Source organism: Halorubrum gandharaense, from assembly GCF_054654575.1.
On the sequence record NZ_BAAIET010000002.1, the window covers coordinates 519,297 to 542,128 of the forward strand.

Below are 22,832 nucleotides of genomic sequence, written 5' to 3' on the forward strand. Positions count from 1 at the left end.
TGTGCGGAGAGACGCCCTGCAACGCGCGCAGCGAGCGTCCCGCGAGCCTGCGAGCGGGACGACGGAAGTCGCAGCCCGCGAGCGTAGCGAGCCGGAACGTCTTCCGGAACCCTCGACCGGAGCCGGCTGGGGCTTTGGAGGTGTTTGTCGCTGTACTCACTCAAATAGTCACTTATAAACGACTCACAGCACCACCGACGCCCCACTGATAAACGACACACCAACTCACATGACACATCTACTCCCGATCTCACACACCGAGGAGATCGTATAGACCGCAGTGACGTTAGAATCCGTCACCTGATCAGAATTTCAACAGACCCGAGCAGCCATAACGCGCTATCCGGACATCACTCCGTCGAGGCCGTCCACTTCCGGATCTCCCCATCGGCTTCGATCTCGCTTCCGACGTTCTCGAACGTGACGCCACCGTAGGCGACGCTGCTTCCGGGGCCGGAGTAGATCCCTGCACCCCCACAGTCCGCCGCGCGGGCGGATGTGAGCGTCGCGTCGACGTTCTCCCGGAAGCGGAAGGCCTGGTCGACGGCGCCCCGCGCCGTCGTCCCGCGCAGTTGCAGGCCGTCCATGTCGTCGAAGATGACCGAGTTCGTGAACGCGCCGTCGACGACGACGTTCGAGATGTCGCCGCCGTCGAACCCGGCGGCGTACAGCCCTGATCCGCCGGCCAGCCCGTCGTCCTCGGTCCGGACGGTGACGTTGCTGATCGTCAGGCCGCGACGGCCGCTCTCGACGTGGCCGAGGGTGATGCCACGGGCGTTTTCGTGACACGAGACGCGGTCGATCGTCAGGTCCGTCACCGCACTGTCAGGATCGGCCCGAACAGCCGTGAAGCGACAGCCGTCGATGTACCCGTCCGTGATCGAGACGGATTCGTGTGGGCCGCGATGGAGATGCACCCCGTAACTCGGGGCGTTCTCCGGGTCGATCTCGAAGTTCGTGAGCCTGCATCGTCTCGTTGGCGTATCGTCGTCCCTGACGAGGGTCATCGATGTCCCGTCCCACACGCCATTTGAGGTGGTCCCTGACCGCTGTGCGTCGAACTGCATGGGCGCGTCCGACCCGCCCTCGCCGCCCCGACTCGCCCAGTATCCGTCGACGACGACGTTCGTCGAGGAGACGACGTCGATGTGGTGGTAGTAGATGCGGTCGCCGTAGAGGTTCTCCAGTCGCACGTTCGACGCGTGTGCCGGCATGATGCCGTTCGATTCCGGGGAGTCGATGCGCACGTCGCGGACGCTCCAGTTCGAGGCGCCCTCGTATCCCGTCGCGTCGTACCCCTGATTGGACAGGAGCGCGCCGCGCCCGTCGTCCGGACGCACGCCCTCAAAAACGGTCGAACGACCCGCGCCCACGAGGTGCGTGTCGTCGCCAACCAGCGGCGTCCGCTCGAACAGGTATCGTCCGGGTGGGAAGTAGACGATTCCGCCTCCCTCAGCGCCCACGTCATCGAGGAGTTCGTGGACGGCTGCACCGACCTCGGTCTCGCCGTCGCCGTCGATTCCGCGCGTCTCGACGTTCCACACGCCGGCGTCGTCCAAACTGCTCGGCGGTGCGCCGTCGGTCGAGTCGCGGTCGTCGAGACAGCCGGCGAGCGTTCCGCACCCCGCGGCGACCGCGCCGAGGAACGCCCGTCGCCGCAGCCGTGAGCGAGTCATGTCCGCTACCGTTTGCGAGGAGAGTATATAAACCGGGAAGAACGTCCTGACAATTCCCACCGGACACTCAAAAGGGGGAGCTGGCTCCCGAAAACGTCGCTGTCGGCCCCGTCCGTTTATAAGCGCCGCTCGCCAGCGTCTAACGCGTGTCGCGGGGCCGAGTCGGGCCCCTACCCGAGCGACACGGCGCCCGCGACGGGGATACGTCACCACGCGGCGGCTTTCAGTCTTTCCCGTCTCGACCGGTATCGCGACGCCACACCGCCGGCGTCCGGCGCCTGACGGTGGCACGCCTCACTCCAGCATCGTCGGGTTCACCGCACCCGGCCCCTCGCCAATGTCGTAGCCGCGCCGGATCGCCTCGGACATGCCGCCGAGCGCGGCGGCGACGGCCTCCCGGAGAGCCTCGCCGCGGGCCAGGCGGGCGGCGACCGCGCTGGAGAGCGTGCAGCCGGAGCCGTGGGTGGCGTCGGTGTCGACGCGGGAATGCTCGTGGGTGATGACGGCCGGGTCCTCGTTCGCCGTTCCGACCCTCGCGCCGGCGACCACGAGTGTGTCAACAACGGTGTCGGCGGCGCCGTCGCCCCCGCCGAGGTGCCCCCCCTTTATCAGGGCGGCGTCGGCGCCGCGCGCCACGAGCTCCCGTCCGGCCGCGGCGGCGTCCGCGGGCGTCTCCACCGGCTCGCCGACGAGCACCTCGGCCTCGTCGGCGTTGGGCGTCACGAGCGTCGCCTCGCGAATCAGGTCGTCGTAGGCGTCCTCGGCGGCCGGTGACAGCAGCCGGTCGCCCGTCGCGGCGACCATCACGGGGTCGACGACGACCGGCGCGTCGATGTCGGCGACCAGTTTCGTCACCCGCGCGACCGTCTCCGCGGTGGCGAGCATCCCGGTTTTCACCGCGCCAACGTCGAAGTCGTCGACGACGGCGTCGAACTGTGCGGCGACGTGGTCGGCCGGCACGGGATGCACGTCGTGGACGCCCCGCGTGTTCTGGGCCGTCGTCGCGGTGAGGACGCTCGTGCCGAAGACGCCGTGGACGGTCATCGTCTTCAGGTCCGCCTGGATCCCCGCGCCGCCGCCGCTGTCGCTGCCGGCGACCGTCAGCGCGACCGGCGGCGAGACGGGGTCGTACGGGAGGCGGTCGTCGTCACTGGCGGCTCCGTTTTCGTCGGGCGTCGGCGGGCTCATACGCTGGTGGTACTCCCCGCTGGTTTGAATGCGCGTCGCTTGCCTCCGAACCTCACGGCGCATCGTCCGAGGCTGCCGGCGCCGAACGTGCCTTCCGTCTCGCGGCACTACAACAGCCATGACCGACACCGTCACCGTCTACTCCGACTATGTCTGCCCGTTCTGCTACCTGGGCCGAAAGTCCCTGGAGCAGTATCGCGAGGAGCGCGACGAGCCGCTCGACGTCGACTGGCACCCGTTCGACCTCCGGGCCGGCAAGCGGAACCCGGACGGCTCCATCGACACCGATGCGGACGACGGCAAGGACGACGACTACTACGCGCAGGCCCGCGAGAACGTGCGTCGCTTACAGGAGGAGTACGGCGTCGAGATGGCACAGGAGCTCCGGACGGACGTCGACTCGCTGCCGGCTCAGCTGGTCTCGCTGTACGTGAAAGACGAGCATCCCGAGGCGTGGCACGACTTCGACTGGGCGGTGTTCGAGGCGCTCTGGTCCGAGGGTGAGGATATCGGTGATCAGGACGTGTTGGGAGCGGTCGCTGCGGATATCGACGGGCTGGACGCCGCAGTCGTCGACCGCGCGCTCGACGACGGCGACCTGCGCGACCGGCTGGAGAACCTGTTCCAGCAAGCGCGCCGTGAGGGCATTACCGGCGTCCCGACGTTCGTTTACGGCGAGCACGCCGCTCGGGGCGCCGTCCCGCCGGCGCAGCTTCGTCGTCTCGTCGACGGAACCTAACGCCCGACTTCTCACCGCGGTCGCCACAACGCGGTCGTCTGTGGCTGGGGCCCTCACGAACTGGATCGGTTGATGGATCTCCAATATACCGTTATACTTTCAGGAACGGAATTTGTAGAGCTTCTATGAGTCTCACCGACGCGCAGCGTCACCGGATCGGGCTGGGGACGCTACTCGGCGTCGGCGCCGTCCTGTTGACGGTCCCGCTGTTGGACGTGACGACGACGCTGCTGTCGCCGAACTCCCCGCTGTCCTCAGCAGTCGAAAACGCCTTTCCGACGCTGCTCGTGGCGTTTATCCTGTTCGTCGCGTGGTATCTCCACCGGACTGAACGACTCCCCGAGGACACCCTGATCGTGGCACGGTGGACGCTCGGCGGCAGTGCCGTCGGCGCGGTCGCCGTCCTCGGCGTGGTCAGCGTCCAGACGATGACCCAGCACGTCCTCCGGCCGTACCTCGTTGCGGGGAACCTGCTGATGGTGCTCACCGCCGCCGGTACCGTCGTCGGCCTCTCGCAGGTACGCGCCGCCGACCGACGGCGCGAGCTCTCCGTCGAGCGCGACCGCTTTTCGGCGCTGTACGAGAACTCGCCGGACTCCATCCTCGAACTGCACACCGACGGCGAGGTGTCGGTCGTCGACCGAAACCGGACCTACGACGTGACCGTCGACGAGACGGACACCGACCCCTTCGACGCGATCGAGGCGGTCGAGGGTGAGCCGGCGTTCGACCGGGAGACCGTGGCGCGTCACCTCGATGCGGGCGAGAACTACCGGTCCGAGGTTCGAATTCGGTCCGCCGGCGAGAACCGCGACTTCGTCACCCAGGCGATTCCGGTTGGCGAGGAGCGAGCGTTCCTGATGCTCACCGACATCACCGCCCAGAAGGAGCGTGAACGGCTGCTGGAACGTCGCGAGGAGGAGCTGGAACACGAGGTGACGGAGCGTGCCGAGGAGCTCGCCGAGCGCACCAGCCAGCTGGAGTTCCTCCACAGCCTCCTGCGGCACGACGTACAGAACGGCATGATGGTGATCCGGTCGCGGGCGGAGTTCCTCGCCGACAACGTGGGAGGTGACCTCGAACGGTACGCCGACACGATCGTCGCCCGAGCCGCCGACATCTCCGACCAGATCGACCGCATGCGGACGACGATCGACACGCTGACGGGTGAGGACCGTGCCACGAGCCGAATCGACCTCTCCCGGATATTGCGGGAGCGAGCCGCCAAGCTCCGCGAGGCGGAGCCCCGGGCGACCGTCGAGCTCGACGTCGAGCCGAGCCTCGCGATCGTGGCCGACGAGATGGTCGACGACGTGTTCGCCAACGTGTTCCGCAACGCGGTCGCGCACAACGACAAAGACGAGCCGCGGATCGAGGTGGACGCGTGGGCGGATGACGGCACCGTTCGCGTCGAGATCGCCGACAACGGCCCGGGGATTCCCGAGGAGCACCGCGATAGTGTCTTCCGGCGAGGCGTGACGCGCGCGTCGGCCGACCACGAGAGCGGGTCCGGGTTCGGACTCTTCTTCGTCGACACCATGGTGTCGGCATACGACGGCGCCGTCCGGATCGAGGATAACGAGCCCGAGGGAACGCGGTTCGTCTTCGAGTTCACGAGCGCCGACGCCGCCTGACGCCCCCGGGACGGCCACCTCTTTTTTGTTTGATGGATGAGAGATGTTGGATGACGCATGAGCCCTGACCAAGACCCGGTGGTCCTTGCCGTCGACGACGACGAGGAGGTGCTGGAGACGTACCGCCTCTGGCTGTTCAACGTCTGTGAGGAGGTGCGGCTAGCCGAGGACGGTGAGTCCGCACTCGACGCGCTCGACGACGCGGTGGGTGTCGTCGTGCTCGACCGGATGATGCCCGGGTTGTCGGGTCGTGAGGTGCTCGACCGGATCGACGACCGCGAGGAGGACCCTGCCGTCGTGATGCTCACGGCGATGGACCCGGACTTCGACGTGGTGGAGATGCCGTTCGACGCCTATCTCACCAAGCCGACGACCAAAGAGGAGCTTCGCGAGACGGTCGACCTGCTCGCCCGGCGGGAGACGTACACCGAGGACCTCCGGGAGTACTACTCGCTGGCCGAGCGCGCGGCGACGCTGGAGGCCGCCAAGACGGAGTCCGAGCTCGATGACCATGAGGGGTATCAGGAGCTCCAGCGCCGGATCGACGAGCTGAAGAATTCGCTCGGAGACGAACTCGATCTGGGCCACGACGAGTTCGTCGCGGTCGCGAAGGACCTCTGAGGGCGCCGGCGCGTTCAGTCGTCGGCCGGCGCCGCCGTCTCCGCGAAGACGGTCTCGATGGCGGCGTCGAGCGCGTCGACGGCCTGGTCCACTTCCTCGCGAGTGACACACAACGGCGGGGAGACGATCACCTGCACGTCGGGTCGCCCGCTGCCGAACAGCACGCCGTGGTCCTCGGCCTCCTGGCGGACGGCCGCCACCGGGTTTTCTCCCTCGGCTTCCGACAACGGGTCGAAGAACGGCTCGCCCGTCTCGGGGTCCTCGAAGACGAGGCTCCACAGCATCCCCCGCCCGCGACACTCGCGGATGGCGTCGTGGCGGTCGGCGACCGCTTTGAGGCGCTCTTCGAGATAGGCGCCGACCTCGACCCCGTTCTCGATGAGGCCGTCGTCGTACGCCTCCAGCGCGGCGAGTCCGGCGGCACAGGCGACGGGATGGCCGGCGAACGTTTGCCCGAGGTCGTGGTCGGCGGCCCGCACCTCCGCGGCCACGGCCTCGTCGACGATCACGCCGGCGAGCGGCACGTACGCGCTCGTGACGCCCTTCGCGAAGGTGATCATGTCGGGCTTGACCCCCTCCGTCTGGATGCCGAACCAGTCGCCACACCGCCCGAAGCCGGCGATCACCTCGTCGGAGATGAGGAGCACGTCGTGATCGTCACAGATCGCCCGGAGTCGCTCGAAGTAGCCCGGCGGGGCAGTGTAGGCGCCGCTCGTGCCGGCGACGGGCTCCATCACGATGGCGGCCACGGAGTCCGTCCCCTCGTTGCGGAGCACGTACTCGACGTGATTCGCCGCCTTCTCGGCGAGCGCCTCGCCGGTGGCGCCGTCGAAACACTCCGGCAGCGGCGGGAGGAACTTCCCGCTGCCCGTCGTGGCGGCGTAGCGCTCCAGCGTCGAGCGCGTGCTGGGGTCGCCGGTGAGCGCGCCGGCGCCGTAGGTGCCGCCGTGGTACGACTGCCACCGGGTGAGCACTTTCGGTGCGTCCTGGACCTTCCGGGCGATCTGGATCGCGGCCTCGTTCGCCTCGCTTCCCGTGACCGAGAAGAACACGTCGGTCAGGTTCGCCGGCGCCACGTCCGTGAGCGCGCCGGCGAGCGCGGAGCGCGTGTCGTTGTGCTTCGCCGAGGAGACGTACGGCACCGTTCGAGCCTGGTCGTCGATGGCGTCGAGGATCGTCTCGTTACTGTGACCCGCGTTCACACAGTACAGCTGCGAGAGGAAGTCGAGGTACGCGTTTCCAGCATCGTCGTACACCGTGGCATCCTCGCCGTCGACGATCGTGATGCCGTCACCGTCGGGGCTGTACCAGTGTGGGATCGCTCCTCCGTCCTCGGCTGTCACGTCGTCGCTCATACCTCGCCATACACCCGGGTAACTACATGTGTTTCGGTACCACACTGCAGTCTCCGGCACCCGTCGACCGCCACCACGTCGACCAGTCCATCGCGGACGGACGGTGCCTTTTAAGTGGCCTCCCCAGATCAGTCCGCCAATGAGAGTTCAGTTCGAGTGCTCCTGTGGGGCGGAGATCACGGAGTTCGCTCGGGGCCAAACCAGCCGGGGAATCCACGTCGAGTGTGGGAGCTGTGGTGCGGTTTACGCCGTGACGATCACCGAGATCCAGTAGCTCGTTCGGGTCAGCTAACGCCCCGTTGGTCGTCTTCGTCGTGCCGATTCCGAACGGCGTCCACCACGTTCCCCGCACTCGCCGCCGCGCTCGTCGCGTCGGCTCCGTCGGGCTCCGGCGCCGACTGGAACCGGAGCGTGACCCGGGTGCCGTCGTCGTTCGCGTCGAACGTCACGTCGCCCTGTTGGAGCTCACAGAGCCACTTGACGAGCCACAGCCCGATGCTGCTGGCGTGTGACAGCGGCGTCTCCTCGGCCGACTGGAGCACGGCGAGCTCGTCGTCGGGAATGCCGGGACCGTTGTCCTGGACGACGAGTCGCGTCTCCGCCGTCGCCCGTTCGAGGTCGAGCTGGAGCCGACAGGTGTCCTCGTCGTTGTGGGCGATGGCGTTTTCGAGCACCTCCTGGACGGCGTAGCCGCACGACTCGTCCGCTCGTATCCACGCGCTCGCGGGCGCGTCGATCCGCGTCTCCACGTGCTCGGCGTCGCGCTCGACGGTCGCGACCGTCCCCTCGACGATGCCGACCAGGTCGACGCGTCCCTCGGTCGAGCCGGTTTTCACCTCCTCCAGCATACGGAGCTTCTCGCTGATGGAGACCACGTCGTCCGTCGTCTCTCGAATGGTGGCGAGATACTCCAGCTCCCGTTCGTCGTCAGTCCGGCTTGCCAGCAGGTTGGTGTAGCCGCGGACGACGTTGAGGTCGTTCCGGATGTTGTGGCGGAGCACCCGGCTTACCACCTGGAGCTGTTGGTCGGACGCTTCGAGCTCCCGGCGAACGTCATCGGCCCGCCGCTGTCTGGCGGCAACGGCGGCGTAGAGCAGCCCGCCCGACCCCGCGACGAACACCCAGCCGCTCGCCACGCCCGTGGACGAGACGGTGTCGACGCCGAGGGCGGCGTCGAGCGCGGCCCATCCAAGCGGAACCCAGACCACCCCGGCCAGCACGTAGACGGCGGCCAGGGCGCAGGGCCGGCAACCGAGAAGCTTTCGGGCGATAGAGTTCATTCTTCAGATACGTCCCGGGAAAACCCGTAGACGCTATGCGGTTAGTTCATTTTATTAGTATTAAAACTTTATACGGGATTATCGGAACGTACCATCCGCACCGCTTACCAGGGCTTGCAGTCCGCACACACCAATGTGCCGCCGTCCTCCCAGCGGCGTTCCGCGACCGTTCCGCAGCCGTCACACGCCGCACCCTCTCCGGTCCACGCCGACGTGGTGGTCGCCGGCTCCGCGTCATCGACCGTCGCGTCGGGGAGACCGGCGGGGTCGGCGGAGTCCGCGGTGCCGTCGGCGTCGGCAGTGCTCTCGGCGACCGCCTCGCCGCCGGCCGCCCCCTCGCTGCCGGTCGTTCCTTCGTCATCCGCCATCTCGTCCTCCTCGTCGTCGTCCGCGTCACTTCCTGCATCGTCGGCGAACTCGTCGAGCGACCGGTCCTCGGACATCTACGCCTCCCGTCGGAGCCGAGCGACCACGAACTCGCGCTCCAACTCGCCCAAAAACTCCCCGAGCCGAGGCCCCTGCGTCTCGTCGAAGAACAGCCGGTAGCCGGCGGCGAAGAAGTCGGACACCTCCACGTCGTGGTCGCGAGCCGTCTCGAAGATCTGCTCTTGGATCGCCTCACCGTCGTGGCCCGCCGCGACGAAGTCGGCCAGGTCGTCGAGCGCGGCCGCCACGTCGTCGTCGAAGTCGGTGTCGGGGAGGTCGGTCTGAAGCCGGTAGTTGTACTCGTTGTCCATCCGCTCGGCCCAGTTGCGCGCTTTCTCCACGCGGGCGAGGGCCTCCTCGACCGCCCACTCCGGCGTCTCGTCGGTGATGTGCCCCTCGTCGCGCGCCAGCTGCTCGCGGAGCTCCTCGTCCTCGACCATGCCGAGCACGGCGGCGAAGGTGTACGGGAGCCGCACGGTTCCCTTCCGGGGCTCCGCGTTGTCGGGGCCGGTGCCGGCCCCGGATCCGACGACGAAGGGGTACGCCCGCTCGGCGAACGCGGTGAGGTCCTCGTCGTCGACCTCGCCGAAGTAGGCGCGCTCGAACCGGTCGAAGCTGTCGACGAGCTGGTCGAGGCGTTCGAGGTCGAGGTCCCGCGCCTTCTTCGGGTGGAGCGCGAAGAAGTAGCGGAGCACCTCGGGCTCCAGCAGCTCCAGCAGCTCGGGAACGGTGACGATGTTGCCCGCCGACGAGGAGAGCGCCTCCCCGTTGAGCGTGAACCACTCGTACACCATCGGGACAGGCGGCTCGTTGCCGAACACGTTTCGCGCCACGTCGACGCCCGAGGGCCACGATCCTTCCGCGTGGTCCTTGCCGAACGGCTCGAAGTCGACGCCGAGCACCTGCCACTGGCCGGGCCACTCCAGCCGCCAGGGGAGCTTCCCCTCGCGGAACGTCGCCGTCCCCTCGTGGCCGCAGCCCTCGATGGTGTTGTCGCCCACGTCCATGTCCGTGCAGACGTAGTCGACGGTCTCCGCGTCGACGTCGATCTCCGTGACGGTCTCCGTGATCTTGCCGCACGCCGCACAGACGGGGTTGAACGGGACGTACTCGTCGTTCACCTTGTCCTGATACGTCGAGAGCACCTCGCGCACGCCGTCGAGGTCCGAGAGAACCGTGCGGGTGACCTCGTCGAACGCGCCGTCGGCGTACAGCTCGGTGTTCGAGATCATCTCGACAGGGATCCCGAGTCGGTCGGCGTCGGCTTTCAGCAGGTCCGCGAAGTGGGCGGCGTACGACTCCTTCTCACCGAACGGGTCCGGGATCGACGTGTACGGCTTGCCGAGGTTGCGCCCGAGGGCGCCGGCGTCCACGTCGCCAAGTCCGACGATCTCGCCGTCGGGGTTCGCGAGCTTGCGGGGGATCTTCCGAAGCGGGTCCTTGTCGTCGGAGGTGAACACCTGCCGGACCTCGTGGCCCCGCTCGCGGAGGACCTCGGCGACGAAGTAGCCCCGGATGATCTCGTTGAAGTTGCCCAGATGGGCCACGCCGGAGGGAGAGACGCCACCCTTGATGACAACCGGCTCGTCCGGGTCGCGGGCCTCGACCTCGTCCGCAACCGTGTCGGCCCAGAAGGCGTTAAACGACGCTTCTTCCTCGTCGTCGCCCGCCTCGCCGTCTCCGGACCCGCCGTCCCCGGATTCGCCACGCTCGCCGCGCTCACGGGTGGCCTGCTCGGAGAGGATGTGTGGGGAGTCGTCGTAGGTGGTGTCGTCGCTCATCGGTCCTCCCACGCGTCGGGCTCCTCGCTCGCTTCCGGCACCACGTCGGTCCCCGTGTGCTCGCCGGCGAGGATCGCGTCGACGAGGACGGACGGCTCCGTGCCGTCGACGACGATGGAGCGCAGCCCCGCCCGGTCGATCAGCTTGGCGGCGAGTAAGTCAACGGGCGCGGACGCACCCGCGTCACGGCTCATCGGCACGACCACGTCGACCAGCTGTTCGGGGGTCATCTCCGCGAACTGCTCGGCGTCGTCGTGAACGTTCGGATCGGCGTCGTAGACGCCGTCCGCGCTCGTCGCGTACACGAGCAGGTCGGCGTCGACGGCCTCCGCGAAGCCCGCGGCGACCGCGTCCGTCGTCTGGCCGGGCATCACGCCGCCCATCACGGCGACCTCGCCCCGGCGGAGCGCGGCGGCGGCCTCGTCGTACTCCTCGGCGGGCGAGAGGTTCGCGCGCTCGCCGAGCGCGGCGATCAGCAGCCGGGCGTTGAGCCGGGTGGTGCCGATCCCCAGCCGGTCGAGCTGCACCTCGTTGGCGCTCAGCTCGCGGGCGGCCTCGATGTACTCCCGGGCGACGCCGCCGCCACCGACGACGACGCCGACCTCGGCTCCGTCCGCGGCGACTCGCTCGATCGCCTCGGCGTGGGCGGCGACGCGCTCCGGATCCAGATCCGGCGCGAGCACACTCCCGCCGATGGAAACGACGACTCTCATTGTGTGCGGGTAGCCCGGTCGCGGGCTTAAGGATTATCAAGCGTGCACGCGAGGCGGGACACGATGGGGCGGGATGCGACCAAGCGAGTCGCCCGGTGGCGAAGCGCCTAAGCCCGTGGCAACCCGCCGTCCGGTATGCAACCGATCTCGATCCTCGGCCCGGGCGCCGCCGACCTCGCGGCGACGCTCGCCAGGACGCTCGACGGCCGGGTGGCCGTCGTGGAGCGCGACGTGGAGCCGCCCGCCGGCGGCGCGCCGAACGAGACCGACGGCGGCGCGTCGACGGCGGCGACCGGCACGTCCGCGGAAACGGTGCCGGACCGCCCCGGAACGACCGTCGCGCTGGCGGCCGACGGAACCTGGCACGGGTCGGGCATCGTCGGCGGATTCGACGACCTGCTCGACCGATTTGCGCCGGACCACGACTACCTCGTCGCGGTCGGCTACACCCGACTCCGAGTGCCGACCGTGCTCCTCGGTGACGACGAAACGGGCGCGGACGACGTTCCGGGTGACGTGATTCTCCAGGCGGACGCGCCCGAGGACGTGGACCCCGAGTCGGTCGTCGAGTCGCTTGACACGGCCGAGCCGTGGATCACGCTGGAGGAGCTCGTCGCGGAGGTCCGCGAGGCGGACGGCGCCGACCGCTCCGGCGCCATCGCCACCTTCACCGGGCGAGTGCGCGCGAAGGAGGACGCGGACGACGACCGTACGACCCACCTCGCGTTCGAGAAGTACGAGGGCGTCGCCCGTGAGCGCATGGACGACATTTCCGCGGATCTGGAGGAGCGCGACGGCGTCTTCCGCGTGCTGATGCACCACCGGACGGGCGTCATCGAGGACGGTGAGGACATCGTGTTCGTCGTCGTGCTCGCCGGCCACCGCGAGGAGTCGTTCCAGGCCGTCGAAGATGGGATCAACCGCCTCAAGGACGAGGTGCCGATCTTCAAAAAGGAGACGACGGAGTCCGAGGCGTTCTGGGTCCACCAGAAGTAGGATTCTGGGAATACGGTCGATTCTGTTTATAAAGCCCCGTCGGATGGCTGCCCCCGACGGGTGTCGCAGCCGGCGCGCGCGGCGGGGAGGAAGCACGCGGCCGAGCGCTTCGAGGGGAGCCATCCGGCAACTATTGCTGGTGATTGGCGGAGGGTTCGGCCGGTATCGGCGGAAGCGGGTTTTGCCAGAGAGATACCGATCGAGCTACGCAGAACTACTGATAAACAGTCTAAAGAGATTTGAAACGTTTCTAAAGAGTCCGTCAGACACGTTTTAGCATTCGTGAACTCCTGAAATCCCCCGAACGGGGCCGAACGTTGTGGCCTTTATATCCCCCCTCGGCGGCAAGCAGGGAGTGTAACATGAGCGCGACAGCATCCCCCTCCACGGACGCGAGCACGACCGACGAGCCCAGCAAGGAAGAGCGGCTCAAACAGTACCTGCTCGACCGCGCCGAGGACGGCGAGATGTACTTCAAAGGGAAGTTCATCTCCGACGATGTCGACCTCTCGCCCAAGGAGATCGGCGCCCTGATGGTGAAGCTCAGCGACTCCGCGACGGATATCTCCGTCGAGAAGTGGTCGTACACGGGTGCGACCACCTGGCGCGTCGAGCCTGCCTAACGACCGACATCGCGACCGTCCACGCGCGCTCCGCGCGTCCCCGCATCGTCCCCCAACTGGCCCTCCCTTTTCCCCCGACTGCATCTCTCCCAGCGACAGCACTCCAGCCGGCAACAGCTCCTCACCCAGCAACAGCACGACATCTCGCGCCGGCGCCGTTTCGACCGGTGACGCGGGGTTTATACTCGACGACGGACAACTCCGTGCCAATGGCAGAACGCGAGGACGGGACGGCGTCGGACGGCACCGACGTCCCTCGTCCCGAGCCCCTCCGCACGTTCTTCCGCACCGACGCGGTCCGTGACGACGACGGGCGAATCCGGTACGTGGGCGAGTCGTACGTCCCCGAGCGTGTGCTCCTCCGGAAAGTCGCGCCCGCGTTCCGCGATGCGGGCTACGATGTCGAACTCCGGTCGATCGAGGACGCCGGCGTCGAAGCCGGCGCCCTCGACGGGGCGAACGTGGGCTCCCGTCACGTCCTCGTCGCAACGCCGTTCGGCCACGACCGGGGCGGGATTCCGTGGACGAACCTCGCGCTGTTCGTCACCACGGTGCTCACCACGCTGTTCGTGGGCGCACACGGCTGGTACTACATCCCACTCGCGGAGATTCGCGCGAACCCGCTCACGATGCTGCAGGCGTGGCCGTTCACGGCCGCCGTGCTCGGCGTCCTGATGGTCCACGAGCTGGGCCACTACGCCGCCGGGCGCTACCACGGCGTGGACGTGTCGCTCCCGTACGTGATCCCCTTCATCTTCCCGTTCGGCACGCTCGGCGCGGTGATCCGGATGCGCGGGCGGATGCCGTCCCGCAAGGTGCTGTTCGACATCGGCGCAGCCGGGCCGATCGCGGGGCTGATCGCGACGGTCGTCGTCACCGTTATCGGCCTCTCGCTCGATCCGATTCGGGTGCCCGCGGAGATCGCCGCCCAGTCGGGGACGATGATCCGGTTCAACGACCCGCCGCTGTTGACGCTGATCGCCGAGCTGCTCGGCCAGGAGACGGCCCACGAGGACCCCGCGCTGTCGGCACACCCGGTCGTGATCGGCGGCTGGGTGGGGATGTTCTTCACCCTTCTCAATCTGCTGCCCGTCGGCCAGCTCGACGGCGGCCACATGGTCCGGGCGATGCTCGGCGAGCGTCAGGAGACGCTCGCGGCGGTCGTCCCCGGCTTCCTGTTCGGTCTTGCCGCCTACCTCTACTACGGCCGCGGGCTCGGGCTGAACGAGTCCGTGGGATTATGGGCGTTCTGGGGCGCCTTTGCGATGCTGATCGCGTTTAACGGTCCCGCCAACCCGGCCGACGAGCGCCGGCTCGGACTCCCGCGGCTCGTCGTCGGGCTCCTCACGTTCGCGGTCGGCGCGCTCTGTTTCCTCCTCGTCCCCATCGAGGTCGTCACGACGTAGGGCGTTGGTGTGCGGGAGGCTCCGGCTGGTGGCGTTGCTTCTCCCTGACCGCTACCCGTGGGTGTAGCCGCGGTCCGGCAGCGGGTCGCCGTCGACGCGCACGCCGGCGTCCGCCTCGACGACGGTTCCCACGCGCGACAGCCCGGCCGGACACGCCTCGTCGAGGGCGTCGACCGCGCTCTCGGGCACCGTACACACCAGCTCGAAGTCCTCCCCGAAGTGGACGGCCGACTCGAACCGGTCGGCGGGATCCGTCGCGACCGCCTCCACCGCGGGGTCGACCGGAACCGCTTCCCGGTCGAGCGCGAATCCGACCTCGCTCGCCTCCGCGAGCTGGTGGAGCGACCGCGCGAGCCCGTCCGAGGAGTCCATCGCGGCCGTCGCCCGGTCGGCGAGTGCCAGCCCGTCGGCGATTCGGGGCGTGAACCGGAACAGCTCGTTGGCGCGGTCACGGAGGTCGCCGTCGGCTTCGGTGCCGTCGCTCGCCTCGCTCGCGCGCTCGAACAGCCGGAGTGCGGCAGCGGACCGGCCGAGCGTTCCCGTGACACAGAGAGCGTCGCCGGGCTCGGCGCCCGAGCGGGTCAGGGGACCCACCTCGGTGGTCTCGCCGATCGCGGTCGTCGCCGTCGTGAACTCCGTGTGCGTGTCGAGGTCACCGCCGACGTACTCCGCGTCAACCGCCTCGCACACGTCGACGGCGCCACGGACGAAGTCGTCCAACTCGTCGGGGTCGAACGCCTCGTCGGCGTAGACGGCGACCGCCGCGGTCGCAGCGGCACCGGTGGCGGCCACGTCCGACAGCGAGGCCCCGACGGCTCGCCAGCCGGCGGTGTAGCGGGTCGTCCCCGGCGGGAAATCGGTGCGCTCGTGGAGCATGTCCGTCGTGATGACGGTGCCGTCCACGACGGCGGCGTCGTCGCCGGCGTGCGGGAGCGTCGCGGCGAGGCTGCGGAGGGCGTCGCGCTCGTTCACACTGCATCGTGGTGCCGCCGCGTGCTTAAAAGAGGGGTTCCCGCGCACCGACGCCTGTCGCGGGGTTTAATCCGGCGTCTCTCCTACACTCGGCTAATGTTCGACAGCTACCGTGGGGTGTTCGGCGCCGTTCCGTACGCCATCCTCAACACGGACTCGTGGACGATGCGAGCCTACGGGGTGATCGGCACCATCGCGGCCGTGTTCGTCACGACGGTCGTCGCGCTCGCGCTCGTCGTCTGGATGGGCGAGACGGCCGACATGGATGGCGGGTTGTTCTTCTTCTCCCGGTCGCTGTACGTGATCTTGGGGCTAGCGGCCGTCGGTCCGCTCATCGCGCCAATGCTGTTCGTTGCCCGCCGGCACCGCCGGGAGGATCCGGTCCAACCCGGCTACGACCGGGCGCTGGCGCTCGCCGGCTTCGGCTTTCTCGCGTCCCTGTATCTCGCGATGCTGATCTCCGCGCCGGCGGACCTCCGCGACCCCACCGACTCGGCCGTGATCGGGGCACTGTACGCGCTTCCGTCGCTCGCCGGCTTCGTTCCGCCAGTCGTCGCCGCGGTCCTCATCGCGGTGGTTCACCGCCGGCTCCGCGTCGACAGGGAGGACGCCGAGTCGCCGGCGGAGTGAGGGCGTGCCCTCGTGCTCCATCTTCGCGTCCCCGCATCCCCACGTCCCCGCGGCTCGAAACCCGGAAAAGGCTCGCTCGCTTATGACCGAGCATGAGCGACGATTCGGACGCCAAGGAGAGCACGTTCCTCGTCACCCACGTCGAGGCGGAGTCGGCCGTGTTGAAGGACGTCCACGACGGGCAGGTGCACACGCTGAGCAGCAACCCCGGGCTGGAGCTCGACGACGCGGTCGAGGCGACCGTCGCGCCGGACCCCCCGATGAACGTCACCTATCAGGTGGTCGAGGTCGACGAGCGCCGGGCGCTCTCCATCGAGGAGAGTCCGGAGCCGCCGACGAAACAGGAGCGCGAGATCGCCGCCGACCAGCTGGAGGGCGAGCTCACCCGCGAACCCCGGGCGGGCATCGGCGAGATCCACGTGCTCACGCCGCCGGCGGAGACGACCGAGCAGGCGGTCCGTGACGTGGTCGAGGACCGCGAGGCGACGCTCGCACGCGCTGCCCGGCTCGGCGTCAACCGCGTCGAGGTGCGCTCGGAACCGGGGATCGTGAGCGTGCGGTACATGCCGTGACCGGCACCGATAACGCGCGGAGGCCGACCATCGCACACCTGCCAACGTCGACGCCGGCGATCCTGCTGGACGCCGATCGCCGCAGCCGGGGCGAGACTCTCGGTGATGCTGTTCTCGGGCGACCGGAGAGATAAGAAGGCTTATTCGGCACGGTTCCGGATTCCGTGGCATGGTAGAGATCGAGGTACCGGAAGTCGACTACACCGAGTACACGAACCGTCAGCTCGTGATGGTGCCGCTCGCCGTCCTCGTGCTGGCGCTCGTGATCATCGGCGGGTGGTACCTCGCGACGGGTGCCCCGGCCAACCTCGGGCTGGAGTTCACCGGCGGGACGGAGCTTCGTCTCGCCGACGACGGGCAGGGCGACATCGAAGAGCGGATCGAGGAGGCGTTCACCGCGGAGCCGGACTCGATCCGCGCTGTCGGCGGTGACGACGCCTACGTCGTGACGTTCCGTGCCGACGACGCGGACGCCGGCCAGCTGGAGACGGAGGCGGATGCCGCCGGCCTGGAGATACTGGCGATAGACCAGGTCTCCGCGAGCTTCGGCGCCGACACCGCCACCACCGCGCTGTTCGGGGTCGGCATCGCCTTCCTCGGCATGAGCGTGCTCGTGTTCGCGATGTTCCGGACGTTCATCCCCTCCATCGCGGTCGTCGCCTCCGCGTTCTCCGACATCGTCATCCCCATCGCGGCGATGAACCTCCTCGGCATCGACATGACGCTGGGGACCGTCGCCGCCCTCCTGATGATCATCGGGTACAGCGTCGACTCCGACATCCTGTTGAACAACTCCGTGTTGCGCAGAACCGGCGACTTCTACGAGTCGGTGAGCCGGGCGATGCGGACGGGTGTGACGATGACCGTCACGTCCATGTCCGCGATGATCGTCATGGCGATCGTCGCCACGATCTTCGGCATCGACCTCCTGCGTGACATCGGCATCATTCTCGCTATCGGCCTCTGTGCCGACCTCATGAACACGTATCTGATCAACGTCACCCTGCTTCGCTGGTACAAGTTCGAGGGGGTGAAGCGCTGATGCTCGACCCGATCAAGAACAACTGGCGGATCCTCCTCCTCGTCGTCGTGATCGTCGGGGCGTCGGTGGCGCTGTTCGCGCCGCAGTTCGCCCCGGAGACCGCGCCGGGCGAGGACGACGACGACGCGCGGCAGGGGATCACGAACCTCCAGTACGGGCTCGACCTCGCGGGCGGGACCCGGATTCGCGCGCCGCTGATGGGGTACACCGCGACGGGCGTGGAGTTCGGCGGTGACAACCCCTCCGAGGTGGCCCAACGCGTCGCCGACGAGCTCGACGGCGTCTCCGCACGCGACGTGAACGCCGAACGGCGTGACGAGAACACCGGGGACGTGGAGGTGACCGACCGGGACGTGACCGACGAGCAGTTCCGGACCGCACTCGACGCCGCCGGCTACGGGTACGGCGACGTGCGCCCCGGCGTCACTGCCGAAACGCGTGACGCCGCCGAGCGCGTCATCGAGGGGAAGATCAACGAGGCGGGTCTCTCCGGCGGGACCGTCCAACAGGTCGCCTCCGCGACCGGCGAGTACTTCATGATGGTCGAGGTGCCCGGCGAGGGTCGTCAGGACGTGATCGACCTCCTCGAGGAGCGGGGGACCGTCCAGATCGACATCGCCTACCCCGACGACGAGGCCGAGGACGGAACGGGTGTCGCGGAGGAGGTGCTGATCCAGGAGGACTTCGTTAACATCGGCACCGCCAGCCGCGACCAGAACGACCAGCCGTACGTCCCGGTGTCCGTCGTCAACACGGCGCCCGAAGGCGAGCAGTCGCCCGCACACCGGTTCCAGGACGCCGCCGTCGAGTATGGCGTCGCCTCCAGTCAGGGCGGGGCAAACTGCGACTACATGGTTGAGCCGGAGGGCGAGCTCACCCAGCCCTGTCTCCTGCTCGTCGTCGACGACGAGGTCGTCAACGCCTTCGGCATGAACGACGGACTCGCCCAGAGCATGGCGAGCGGGTCGTGGGCCGACGAGGGGAACTTCCGGCTGACCACCACCTCCTTCGAGGACGCCCAGGAGATCTCGGTGAACCTCCGCGCCGGCGCGCTCCCCGCGGAGCTCGACATCGCCGGCGAAGGGACCTCCTCGTTCATCTCGCCCACCCAGGGTGAGAACTTCCGGACGTACTCCGCGCTCACCGGCGTGCTCGCCATCTTCGCGGTCGCCGGCATGGTGTTCCTCCGCTATCGCGAGCCGAAGGTGGCGCTCCCGATGATCGTCACCGCGCTCGCGGAGGTGTACGCGCTGCTCGGCTTTGCCGCGCTCCTCGGCTACCCGATCGAGCTCGCGGTCATCGCCGGCTTCATCGCCGTCGTCGGTACGGGGGTGGACGACCTCGTGATCATCGCCGACGAGGTGATGAGCGAGGGCGACGTCTCCTCCCGAAAGGTGTTCGACTCGCGATTCCGCCGCGCCTTCTGGGTGATCGGCGCCGCCGCCGCGACGACGATCATCGCGATGTCGCCGCTGATGGTGCTGAGCCTCGGGGACCTCTCCGGGTTCGCGATCTTCACCATCCTCGGCGTGCTCATCGGCGTGCTGATCACGCGACCCGCCTACGGCGACATCCTGCGTCGCCTGCTGACGGTGCGGTAAGCCGGCGGGTCGGGGTTTCGTCTGGGTGCACGCCGAGCGCTTGAAGAGACGCGCTTTTTCGCTCGTTGTGAACGGAGACCGTGTGGAGCGTCGGCGTCCGTTTCGTTCCCAAGCGAATTCCGAATCGCGGATCTGCCAAACGCTCATCTGTGATACCGCTGTATCACAGCATATGAGTGCCGACACGAACACCGGAGATGATCGGATGGAGAAGATCAACGTCCGGGTCCCCGAGAGTCTCCTCCAGAGCATCGACGAGGAGTGGAAGCGCCGAGGATACTCCAGCAAGTCCGAGGCCATCCGTGACGCGCTGCGCGACTGGGTGAACCCTGCGGTGACGTTGTCCGAGGAGACGCTCGCGGACCTTGAACAGAGCCGTGAGCAGGCGGAAGAGGAGAACACGGTGTCTGCGGAAGAGGCCCGAGAGCGGCTGTAACGCCTCCCTTATAATCGGACGCGCGGTGCGGTGGCGCGCCCGGCGAGCGCCCGCTGGGCGCTCGTCGGCGCGCGAGGGAGTCGTCGCCGCAGGCGACGACGAGGCTGGGGAGGCGTGAGGGCGGTTGCTGTGCAGTGCGGGGTGGGACTCAAAGGGGCAGCAGGCTCCGGGAAGACGAGCGACGTAAGCACTCAAAAGGGCGAGCATCGCGAGCCCTTTTGAGCGCGCAGCGAGCTCCTCGACCGGAGCCGGCTGGGGCTTTGCAGGCGGTCGTCACCAGTGCACCACCAACAACTCACCGGACAAACGCACCTTATAAACGAACCACAACTCCACCAACGTCTCACTTATAAACGCCTCAGACAACCACGTACAACACCTACTCCCGGTGTCACTCACCACGTCCGTACGGTCCGGTCATCACCGGTCCCGGTATGTCCGTGTCCCGTCCACACCGACATGCTGCCGACGGCCCCCGCTCCGTCCTTAAAACTCGTCCAGCCCGGCCTGTTCGGCGGCCGCCAGCACGTCGTCGCAGGTCGACCACGACCGGCGAGCGCACGCCGGCACGTCGCTGTGCGCCTCGACGTACGCCGACAGAAACTCGCGGGTCGTGGGGTCGCTCGGGTAGCCGGAGCCGACGCCGTCGAAGGCGTCGTGGACGGCGTCGAGCTCCGCCATCCGGGCATCGCGGGCCACCTTCGCGACGATGCTCGCGGCGCCGACCACGGCGTCGTCGGCGTCCGCGCCGTGGTGCGCGTCGACGGCGAGGTCGTCGGACTCGTCATCGCGCTCGTCCACTTCCGCTCTTTCTTCGCCGACGAACTCCGCGAGCCGCCGGGCGAACCGCGACTCGCTGGTGTCGCCGGCGTCCGCAAGCACGCGGTCATCAGGCTCGACGACCCGAGAAACCGCCCGGGCCTGCCCGTGCACGGTGAGCGTGTTCATGTCCGTCTCGGGGCGGTCGATCTCGGCGGGCTCGATAAACGCCACGGCGACGGTCACGTCCTCGCGCTCGCGGAGGTCGGCGGCGATCGCCTGCCGTCGCTCGGGGGCAACGCGCTTGGAGTCGTCCACGTCGTCGGGGAGGGTGGCGGGGTCGGCCCGGACCGCGGCACACACCATCGGCCCGAGCACGGGCCCCTTCCCGGCCTCGTCGACGCCCACGTACACGGCTACGAGGAGAGAAGTTCGCGCGACTCCTCGGAGAGCTCCACGGTGAGGTCCTGGCGCGTTTCGGCGTCGAGCTGGTCGATGTTCCGGGTGAGCACCTCCAGGATGTCGGCGGGGTCGGGGTAGAGGATCATGATCCCGTTTTCGTCCTCCACCACGAGCTGGGTGTCGTTGAGGTGGATCTGGTTCCCCTCGACGCTTGCGGCGATGGCGGGAAGCGCCTCGGCGCCGCCCTCGTCGGCCTCGTCGACGAAGTTGAGGTAGACGGAGTCGATGCCCAGCAGGTCCTTGTACTCGCGGATCGTCCGGACGCACTCGACCATGTCCCGGATCTGCGCCGTTTTCTCGGGGTTGCCGTGCTCTCCGTCGTAACAGAGCTTGCACGCCCGGAGTTCCATCTGCATACACACGGATGGGGCGCGGATTCGGAAATACCTTAAGAAGGCGGCCGCGGACGCCGGCGACCGGCGCCGGCGTGCGCCAGTGTTCGCCGGCGGCGCTCGTCCGCATCCGCCAGCGTTCGCCGGCGGCACGGCTCACGGGGTGAGAAAAACGGAAGCAGGAGACGGGGTTACTCGAGGAGGACCGCGTTGACCTGGCCCGTCTGGCCGGGACGCGAGGTGACGCGAGCCGTCCCTTCGCTCGTCTCGATGACGGCACCCTTCGTGATGATGTTCCGGCGCACGTAGTTGACGTTCGAGGGGTTCTCGACGACGTCGGTGATCTCGGCTTCGACGACCTCGCCGCCGTCGGCGACCTGTGCGACGTTCGTGGAGAGCGCGCGGAGCTTCTTTTCCGTACCGCGGGAGTCGATGTACTGGATGCGGGTGTCGCCGACGGTGGTCTCGGCGGGCTCGCGGCCCAGCTGGTGTCGCTTCTTGTTCGACTGGTGCTTGAGTCGGCCGCCGGTCCGCTTGCGCGTGGAGCGTCCCTGGTCTTTCATACACTCACGAACAGCCAGCGGATACTTGAACCGTTCGACTTCCGGCGTCCGACGCGCCCTGCGAGGGCGGACACGGGAACGATGCAGTCGATGTGCGGCTGGTTCGGTAGGTTTACCGGCGCCCGCTGTCGCGTTGAGAATATGAGTTTGGAGGTCGCCGTCGCCGCGCCGTTCATCCAGCGCGCGACGAACCGACTGGGGGAGGGAGAGTTCGTCGTCGCGCTCTCGTTGGACCGTGACTGGTTCTCGCCGGACCAGGCCAAGCGCTTGGTCGACGTCGCCGTCGGGCGCGGGCTGCTGGAGGAGGACGACGGCGATCTCGTCGCTCGATTCGACCCCGACGAGGTGGCCGTCCCAGAGGAGTTCGTTCCCGACGAGTCGATCCTTCGTGAACAGTCCACGTTCGAGCGCGCGCTCGACGCCATCGTGGCCGCCGGCGTCGAGAAACAGACCGCGGTCGCCGCGATCAACGAGCGCCAGCGCGCGCTGGCGGTCTCCATCGAGGCCGCGGCGGTGCTGTACGCGAAAGAGCACGGCGCGGACGTGTCGGGGCTGGCAGACGACGTTCGTGCGAAACTCGTGGAGGCCGAGTGATGGTCCAAGATCGACTTGACGACGGCGTTCGCATCGCCCAGCTGCTCGCCTCGGAGATCAGCGGCAACGAGGGGCGGCTGAAGCCGCTTGCCGTCTCCGACGCGGACCCTGACGTGGAGCCGACCGCCGACGGCGCGCTCGCGTACACGGTGCGGGTCGCCGGCGAAGCGGAACCCGTGGATGGGGACGAAGCGACCCCCGTCGCGGAGGTGTACGTCCAACCCGACCGCATCCGGGTGGAGTTCACGGTCGCCCCGGATGTCGCTGCGGACGCCGCCGCGGAGGCGGGTTCGGAGGAGGGACTCCGCGTGCGCCCGAAGGCCGTCCACCCGCCCCGCACGCTCGTCTTCGTCGAGGACGGTGCGCAGGTGAAGTGGGTCCTGCCCGTCTTCGAGGCGGTGCTCGCGGCGCGAGAGGACGCGGCTTAGTCG

The 22,832-nt window shown here is 68.3% G+C and carries 25 protein-coding genes; 14 read left to right on the forward strand and 11 right to left on the reverse strand.

The window, feature by feature from the left end:
• Positions 1 to 350 precede the first annotated feature (350 nt).
• Complete coding sequence (locus ACYQ07_RS11555; RefSeq protein WP_459881709.1) at positions 351 to 1,676, reverse strand: glycosyl hydrolase family 28-related protein; 1,326 nt, start codon at positions 1,674 to 1,676, stop codon at positions 351 to 353.
• A 294-nt stretch (positions 1,677 to 1,970) separates the two neighbouring features.
• Complete coding sequence (gene thiD, locus ACYQ07_RS11560; protein WP_459881712.1) at positions 1,971 to 2,864, reverse strand: bifunctional hydroxymethylpyrimidine kinase/phosphomethylpyrimidine kinase; 894 nt, start codon at positions 2,862 to 2,864, stop codon at positions 1,971 to 1,973.
• A gap of 118 nt (positions 2,865 to 2,982) precedes the next feature.
• On the opposite strand from thiD, the gene ACYQ07_RS11565 reads away from it, so the two are divergent.
• The 3 genes from ACYQ07_RS11565 to ACYQ07_RS11575 all read left to right on the forward strand — a co-directional run bounded on the left by ACYQ07_RS11565 (position 2,983) and on the right by ACYQ07_RS11575 (position 5,858).
• Positions 2,983 to 3,603 (forward strand): DsbA family oxidoreductase, encoded by a 621-nt coding sequence (locus ACYQ07_RS11565; protein ID WP_459881715.1) that lies wholly within the window; start codon positions 2,983 to 2,985, stop codon positions 3,601 to 3,603.
• A 125-nt stretch (positions 3,604 to 3,728) separates the two neighbouring features.
• Positions 3,729 to 5,237, forward strand: coding sequence for a sensor histidine kinase (locus tag ACYQ07_RS11570; protein ID WP_459881718.1), 1,509 nt, complete (start codon positions 3,729 to 3,731; stop codon positions 5,235 to 5,237).
• Between the two features lie 57 nt (positions 5,238 to 5,294).
• Positions 5,295 to 5,858 carry a HalX domain-containing protein gene (locus tag ACYQ07_RS11575; protein WP_459881721.1) on the forward strand — a complete coding sequence of 188 codons (564 nt, stop codon included), beginning with the start codon at positions 5,295 to 5,297 and terminating at the stop codon, positions 5,856 to 5,858.
• Positions 5,859 to 5,872: 14 nt separating this feature from the next.
• Here the strand turns inward: ACYQ07_RS11575 and ACYQ07_RS11580 are convergent, their stop codons facing one another.
• Positions 5,873 to 7,213, reverse strand: a complete 1,341-nt coding sequence (locus ACYQ07_RS11580) for an aminotransferase family protein (protein ID WP_459881724.1) — start codon at positions 7,211 to 7,213, stop codon at positions 5,873 to 5,875.
• A 139-nt stretch (positions 7,214 to 7,352) separates the two neighbouring features.
• Here ACYQ07_RS11580 and ACYQ07_RS11585 point away from each other — a divergent pair, with 139 nt between their 5' ends.
• Positions 7,353 to 7,487, forward strand: coding sequence for a hypothetical protein (locus tag ACYQ07_RS11585; RefSeq protein WP_459881727.1), 135 nt, complete (start codon positions 7,353 to 7,355; stop codon positions 7,485 to 7,487).
• Positions 7,488 to 7,497: 10 nt separating this feature from the next.
• Here ACYQ07_RS11585 and ACYQ07_RS11590 read toward each other — a convergent pair whose 3' ends face one another.
• The 4 genes from ACYQ07_RS11590 to pyrH form a co-directional block, all read right to left on the reverse strand.
• A complete protein-coding gene (locus ACYQ07_RS11590; RefSeq protein ID WP_459881730.1) occupies positions 7,498 to 8,493 on the reverse strand; it encodes a sensor histidine kinase in 996 nt (331 codons plus the stop codon).
• 104 nt (positions 8,494 to 8,597) lie between these two features.
• Positions 8,598 to 8,936, reverse strand: a complete 339-nt coding sequence (locus tag ACYQ07_RS11595) for a DUF7573 domain-containing protein (RefSeq protein ID WP_459881733.1) — start codon at positions 8,934 to 8,936, stop codon at positions 8,598 to 8,600.
• Positions 8,937 to 10,700 carry a lysine--tRNA ligase gene (gene lysS, locus ACYQ07_RS11600; RefSeq protein ID WP_459881736.1) on the reverse strand — a complete coding sequence of 588 codons (1,764 nt, stop codon included), beginning with the start codon at positions 10,698 to 10,700 and terminating at the stop codon, positions 8,937 to 8,939.
• Positions 10,697 to 11,413: a UMP kinase gene (pyrH, locus tag ACYQ07_RS11605; RefSeq protein WP_459881739.1), complete on the reverse strand. Its 717-nt coding sequence runs from the start codon at positions 11,411 to 11,413 to the stop codon at positions 10,697 to 10,699. The genes lysS and pyrH overlap by 4 nt, the downstream gene beginning before the upstream one ends.
• A gap of 135 nt (positions 11,414 to 11,548) precedes the next feature.
• Here pyrH and ACYQ07_RS11610 point away from each other — a divergent pair, with 135 nt between their 5' ends.
• The 3 genes from ACYQ07_RS11610 (at position 11,549) to ACYQ07_RS11620 (ending at position 14,438) form a co-directional block, all read left to right on the forward strand.
• Positions 11,549 to 12,409 carry a molybdopterin synthase gene (locus ACYQ07_RS11610; RefSeq protein ID WP_459881742.1) on the forward strand — a complete coding sequence of 287 codons (861 nt, stop codon included), beginning with the start codon at positions 11,549 to 11,551 and terminating at the stop codon, positions 12,407 to 12,409.
• A 362-nt stretch (positions 12,410 to 12,771) separates the two neighbouring features.
• Positions 12,772 to 13,032 (forward strand): DUF7123 family protein, encoded by a 261-nt coding sequence (locus tag ACYQ07_RS11615; protein ID WP_459881745.1) that lies wholly within the window; start codon positions 12,772 to 12,774, stop codon positions 13,030 to 13,032.
• A gap of 209 nt (positions 13,033 to 13,241) precedes the next feature.
• Positions 13,242 to 14,438, forward strand: coding sequence for a site-2 protease family protein (locus ACYQ07_RS11620; protein WP_459881748.1), 1,197 nt, complete (start codon positions 13,242 to 13,244; stop codon positions 14,436 to 14,438).
• A 51-nt stretch (positions 14,439 to 14,489) separates the two neighbouring features.
• Here ACYQ07_RS11620 and thiL read toward each other — a convergent pair whose 3' ends face one another.
• Entirely contained in the window at positions 14,490 to 15,410 is a 921-nt protein-coding gene (gene thiL, locus ACYQ07_RS11625; RefSeq protein WP_459881751.1) for a thiamine-phosphate kinase, read from the reverse strand.
• A gap of 96 nt (positions 15,411 to 15,506) precedes the next feature.
• Here thiL and ACYQ07_RS11630 point away from each other — a divergent pair, with 96 nt between their 5' ends.
• The 5 genes from ACYQ07_RS11630 (at position 15,507) to ACYQ07_RS11650 (ending at position 19,691) form a co-directional block, all read left to right on the forward strand.
• Positions 15,507 to 16,040, forward strand: a complete 534-nt coding sequence (locus ACYQ07_RS11630; RefSeq protein WP_459881754.1) for a DUF8056 family protein — start codon at positions 15,507 to 15,509, stop codon at positions 16,038 to 16,040.
• 92 nt (positions 16,041 to 16,132) lie between these two features.
• Positions 16,133 to 16,612, forward strand: coding sequence for a DUF5812 family protein (locus ACYQ07_RS11635; protein WP_459881757.1), 480 nt, complete (start codon positions 16,133 to 16,135; stop codon positions 16,610 to 16,612).
• 169 nt (positions 16,613 to 16,781) lie between these two features.
• Positions 16,782 to 17,654: a protein translocase subunit SecF gene (gene secF, locus ACYQ07_RS11640; RefSeq protein WP_459881760.1), complete on the forward strand. Its 873-nt coding sequence runs from the start codon at positions 16,782 to 16,784 to the stop codon at positions 17,652 to 17,654.
• Positions 17,654 to 19,255, forward strand: coding sequence for a preprotein translocase subunit SecD (locus ACYQ07_RS11645; RefSeq protein WP_459881763.1), 1,602 nt, complete (start codon positions 17,654 to 17,656; stop codon positions 19,253 to 19,255). The genes secF and ACYQ07_RS11645 overlap by 1 nt, the downstream gene beginning before the upstream one ends.
• 172 nt (positions 19,256 to 19,427) lie before the next feature.
• Positions 19,428 to 19,691 (forward strand): ribbon-helix-helix domain-containing protein, encoded by a 264-nt coding sequence (locus ACYQ07_RS11650; RefSeq protein ID WP_459881766.1) that lies wholly within the window; start codon positions 19,428 to 19,430, stop codon positions 19,689 to 19,691.
• Positions 19,692 to 20,177: 486 nt separating this feature from the next.
• On the opposite strand, the gene rnhB is transcribed toward ACYQ07_RS11650, so the two are convergent.
• The 3 genes from rnhB to ACYQ07_RS11665 form a co-directional block, all read right to left on the reverse strand.
• Positions 20,178 to 20,864: a ribonuclease HII gene (rnhB, locus tag ACYQ07_RS11655; RefSeq protein ID WP_459881769.1), complete on the reverse strand. Its 687-nt coding sequence runs from the start codon at positions 20,862 to 20,864 to the stop codon at positions 20,178 to 20,180.
• 2 nt (positions 20,865 to 20,866) lie between these two features.
• Positions 20,867 to 21,268: a hypothetical protein gene (locus ACYQ07_RS11660; protein WP_459881772.1), complete on the reverse strand. Its 402-nt coding sequence runs from the start codon at positions 21,266 to 21,268 to the stop codon at positions 20,867 to 20,869.
• Between the two features lie 167 nt (positions 21,269 to 21,435).
• Positions 21,436 to 21,807, reverse strand: a complete 372-nt coding sequence (locus ACYQ07_RS11665) for a 30S ribosomal protein S8e (protein ID WP_459881775.1) — start codon at positions 21,805 to 21,807, stop codon at positions 21,436 to 21,438.
• Between the two features lie 141 nt (positions 21,808 to 21,948).
• On the opposite strand from ACYQ07_RS11665, the gene ACYQ07_RS11670 reads away from it, so the two are divergent.
• Positions 21,949 to 22,401 (forward strand): DUF2240 family protein, encoded by a 453-nt coding sequence (locus ACYQ07_RS11670; RefSeq protein WP_459881778.1) that lies wholly within the window; start codon positions 21,949 to 21,951, stop codon positions 22,399 to 22,401.
• Positions 22,401 to 22,829: a DUF7993 family protein gene (locus ACYQ07_RS11675; protein ID WP_459881781.1), complete on the forward strand. Its 429-nt coding sequence runs from the start codon at positions 22,401 to 22,403 to the stop codon at positions 22,827 to 22,829. The genes ACYQ07_RS11670 and ACYQ07_RS11675 overlap by 1 nt, the downstream gene beginning before the upstream one ends.
• The last annotated feature ends 3 nt before the right edge of the window (positions 22,830 to 22,832 follow it).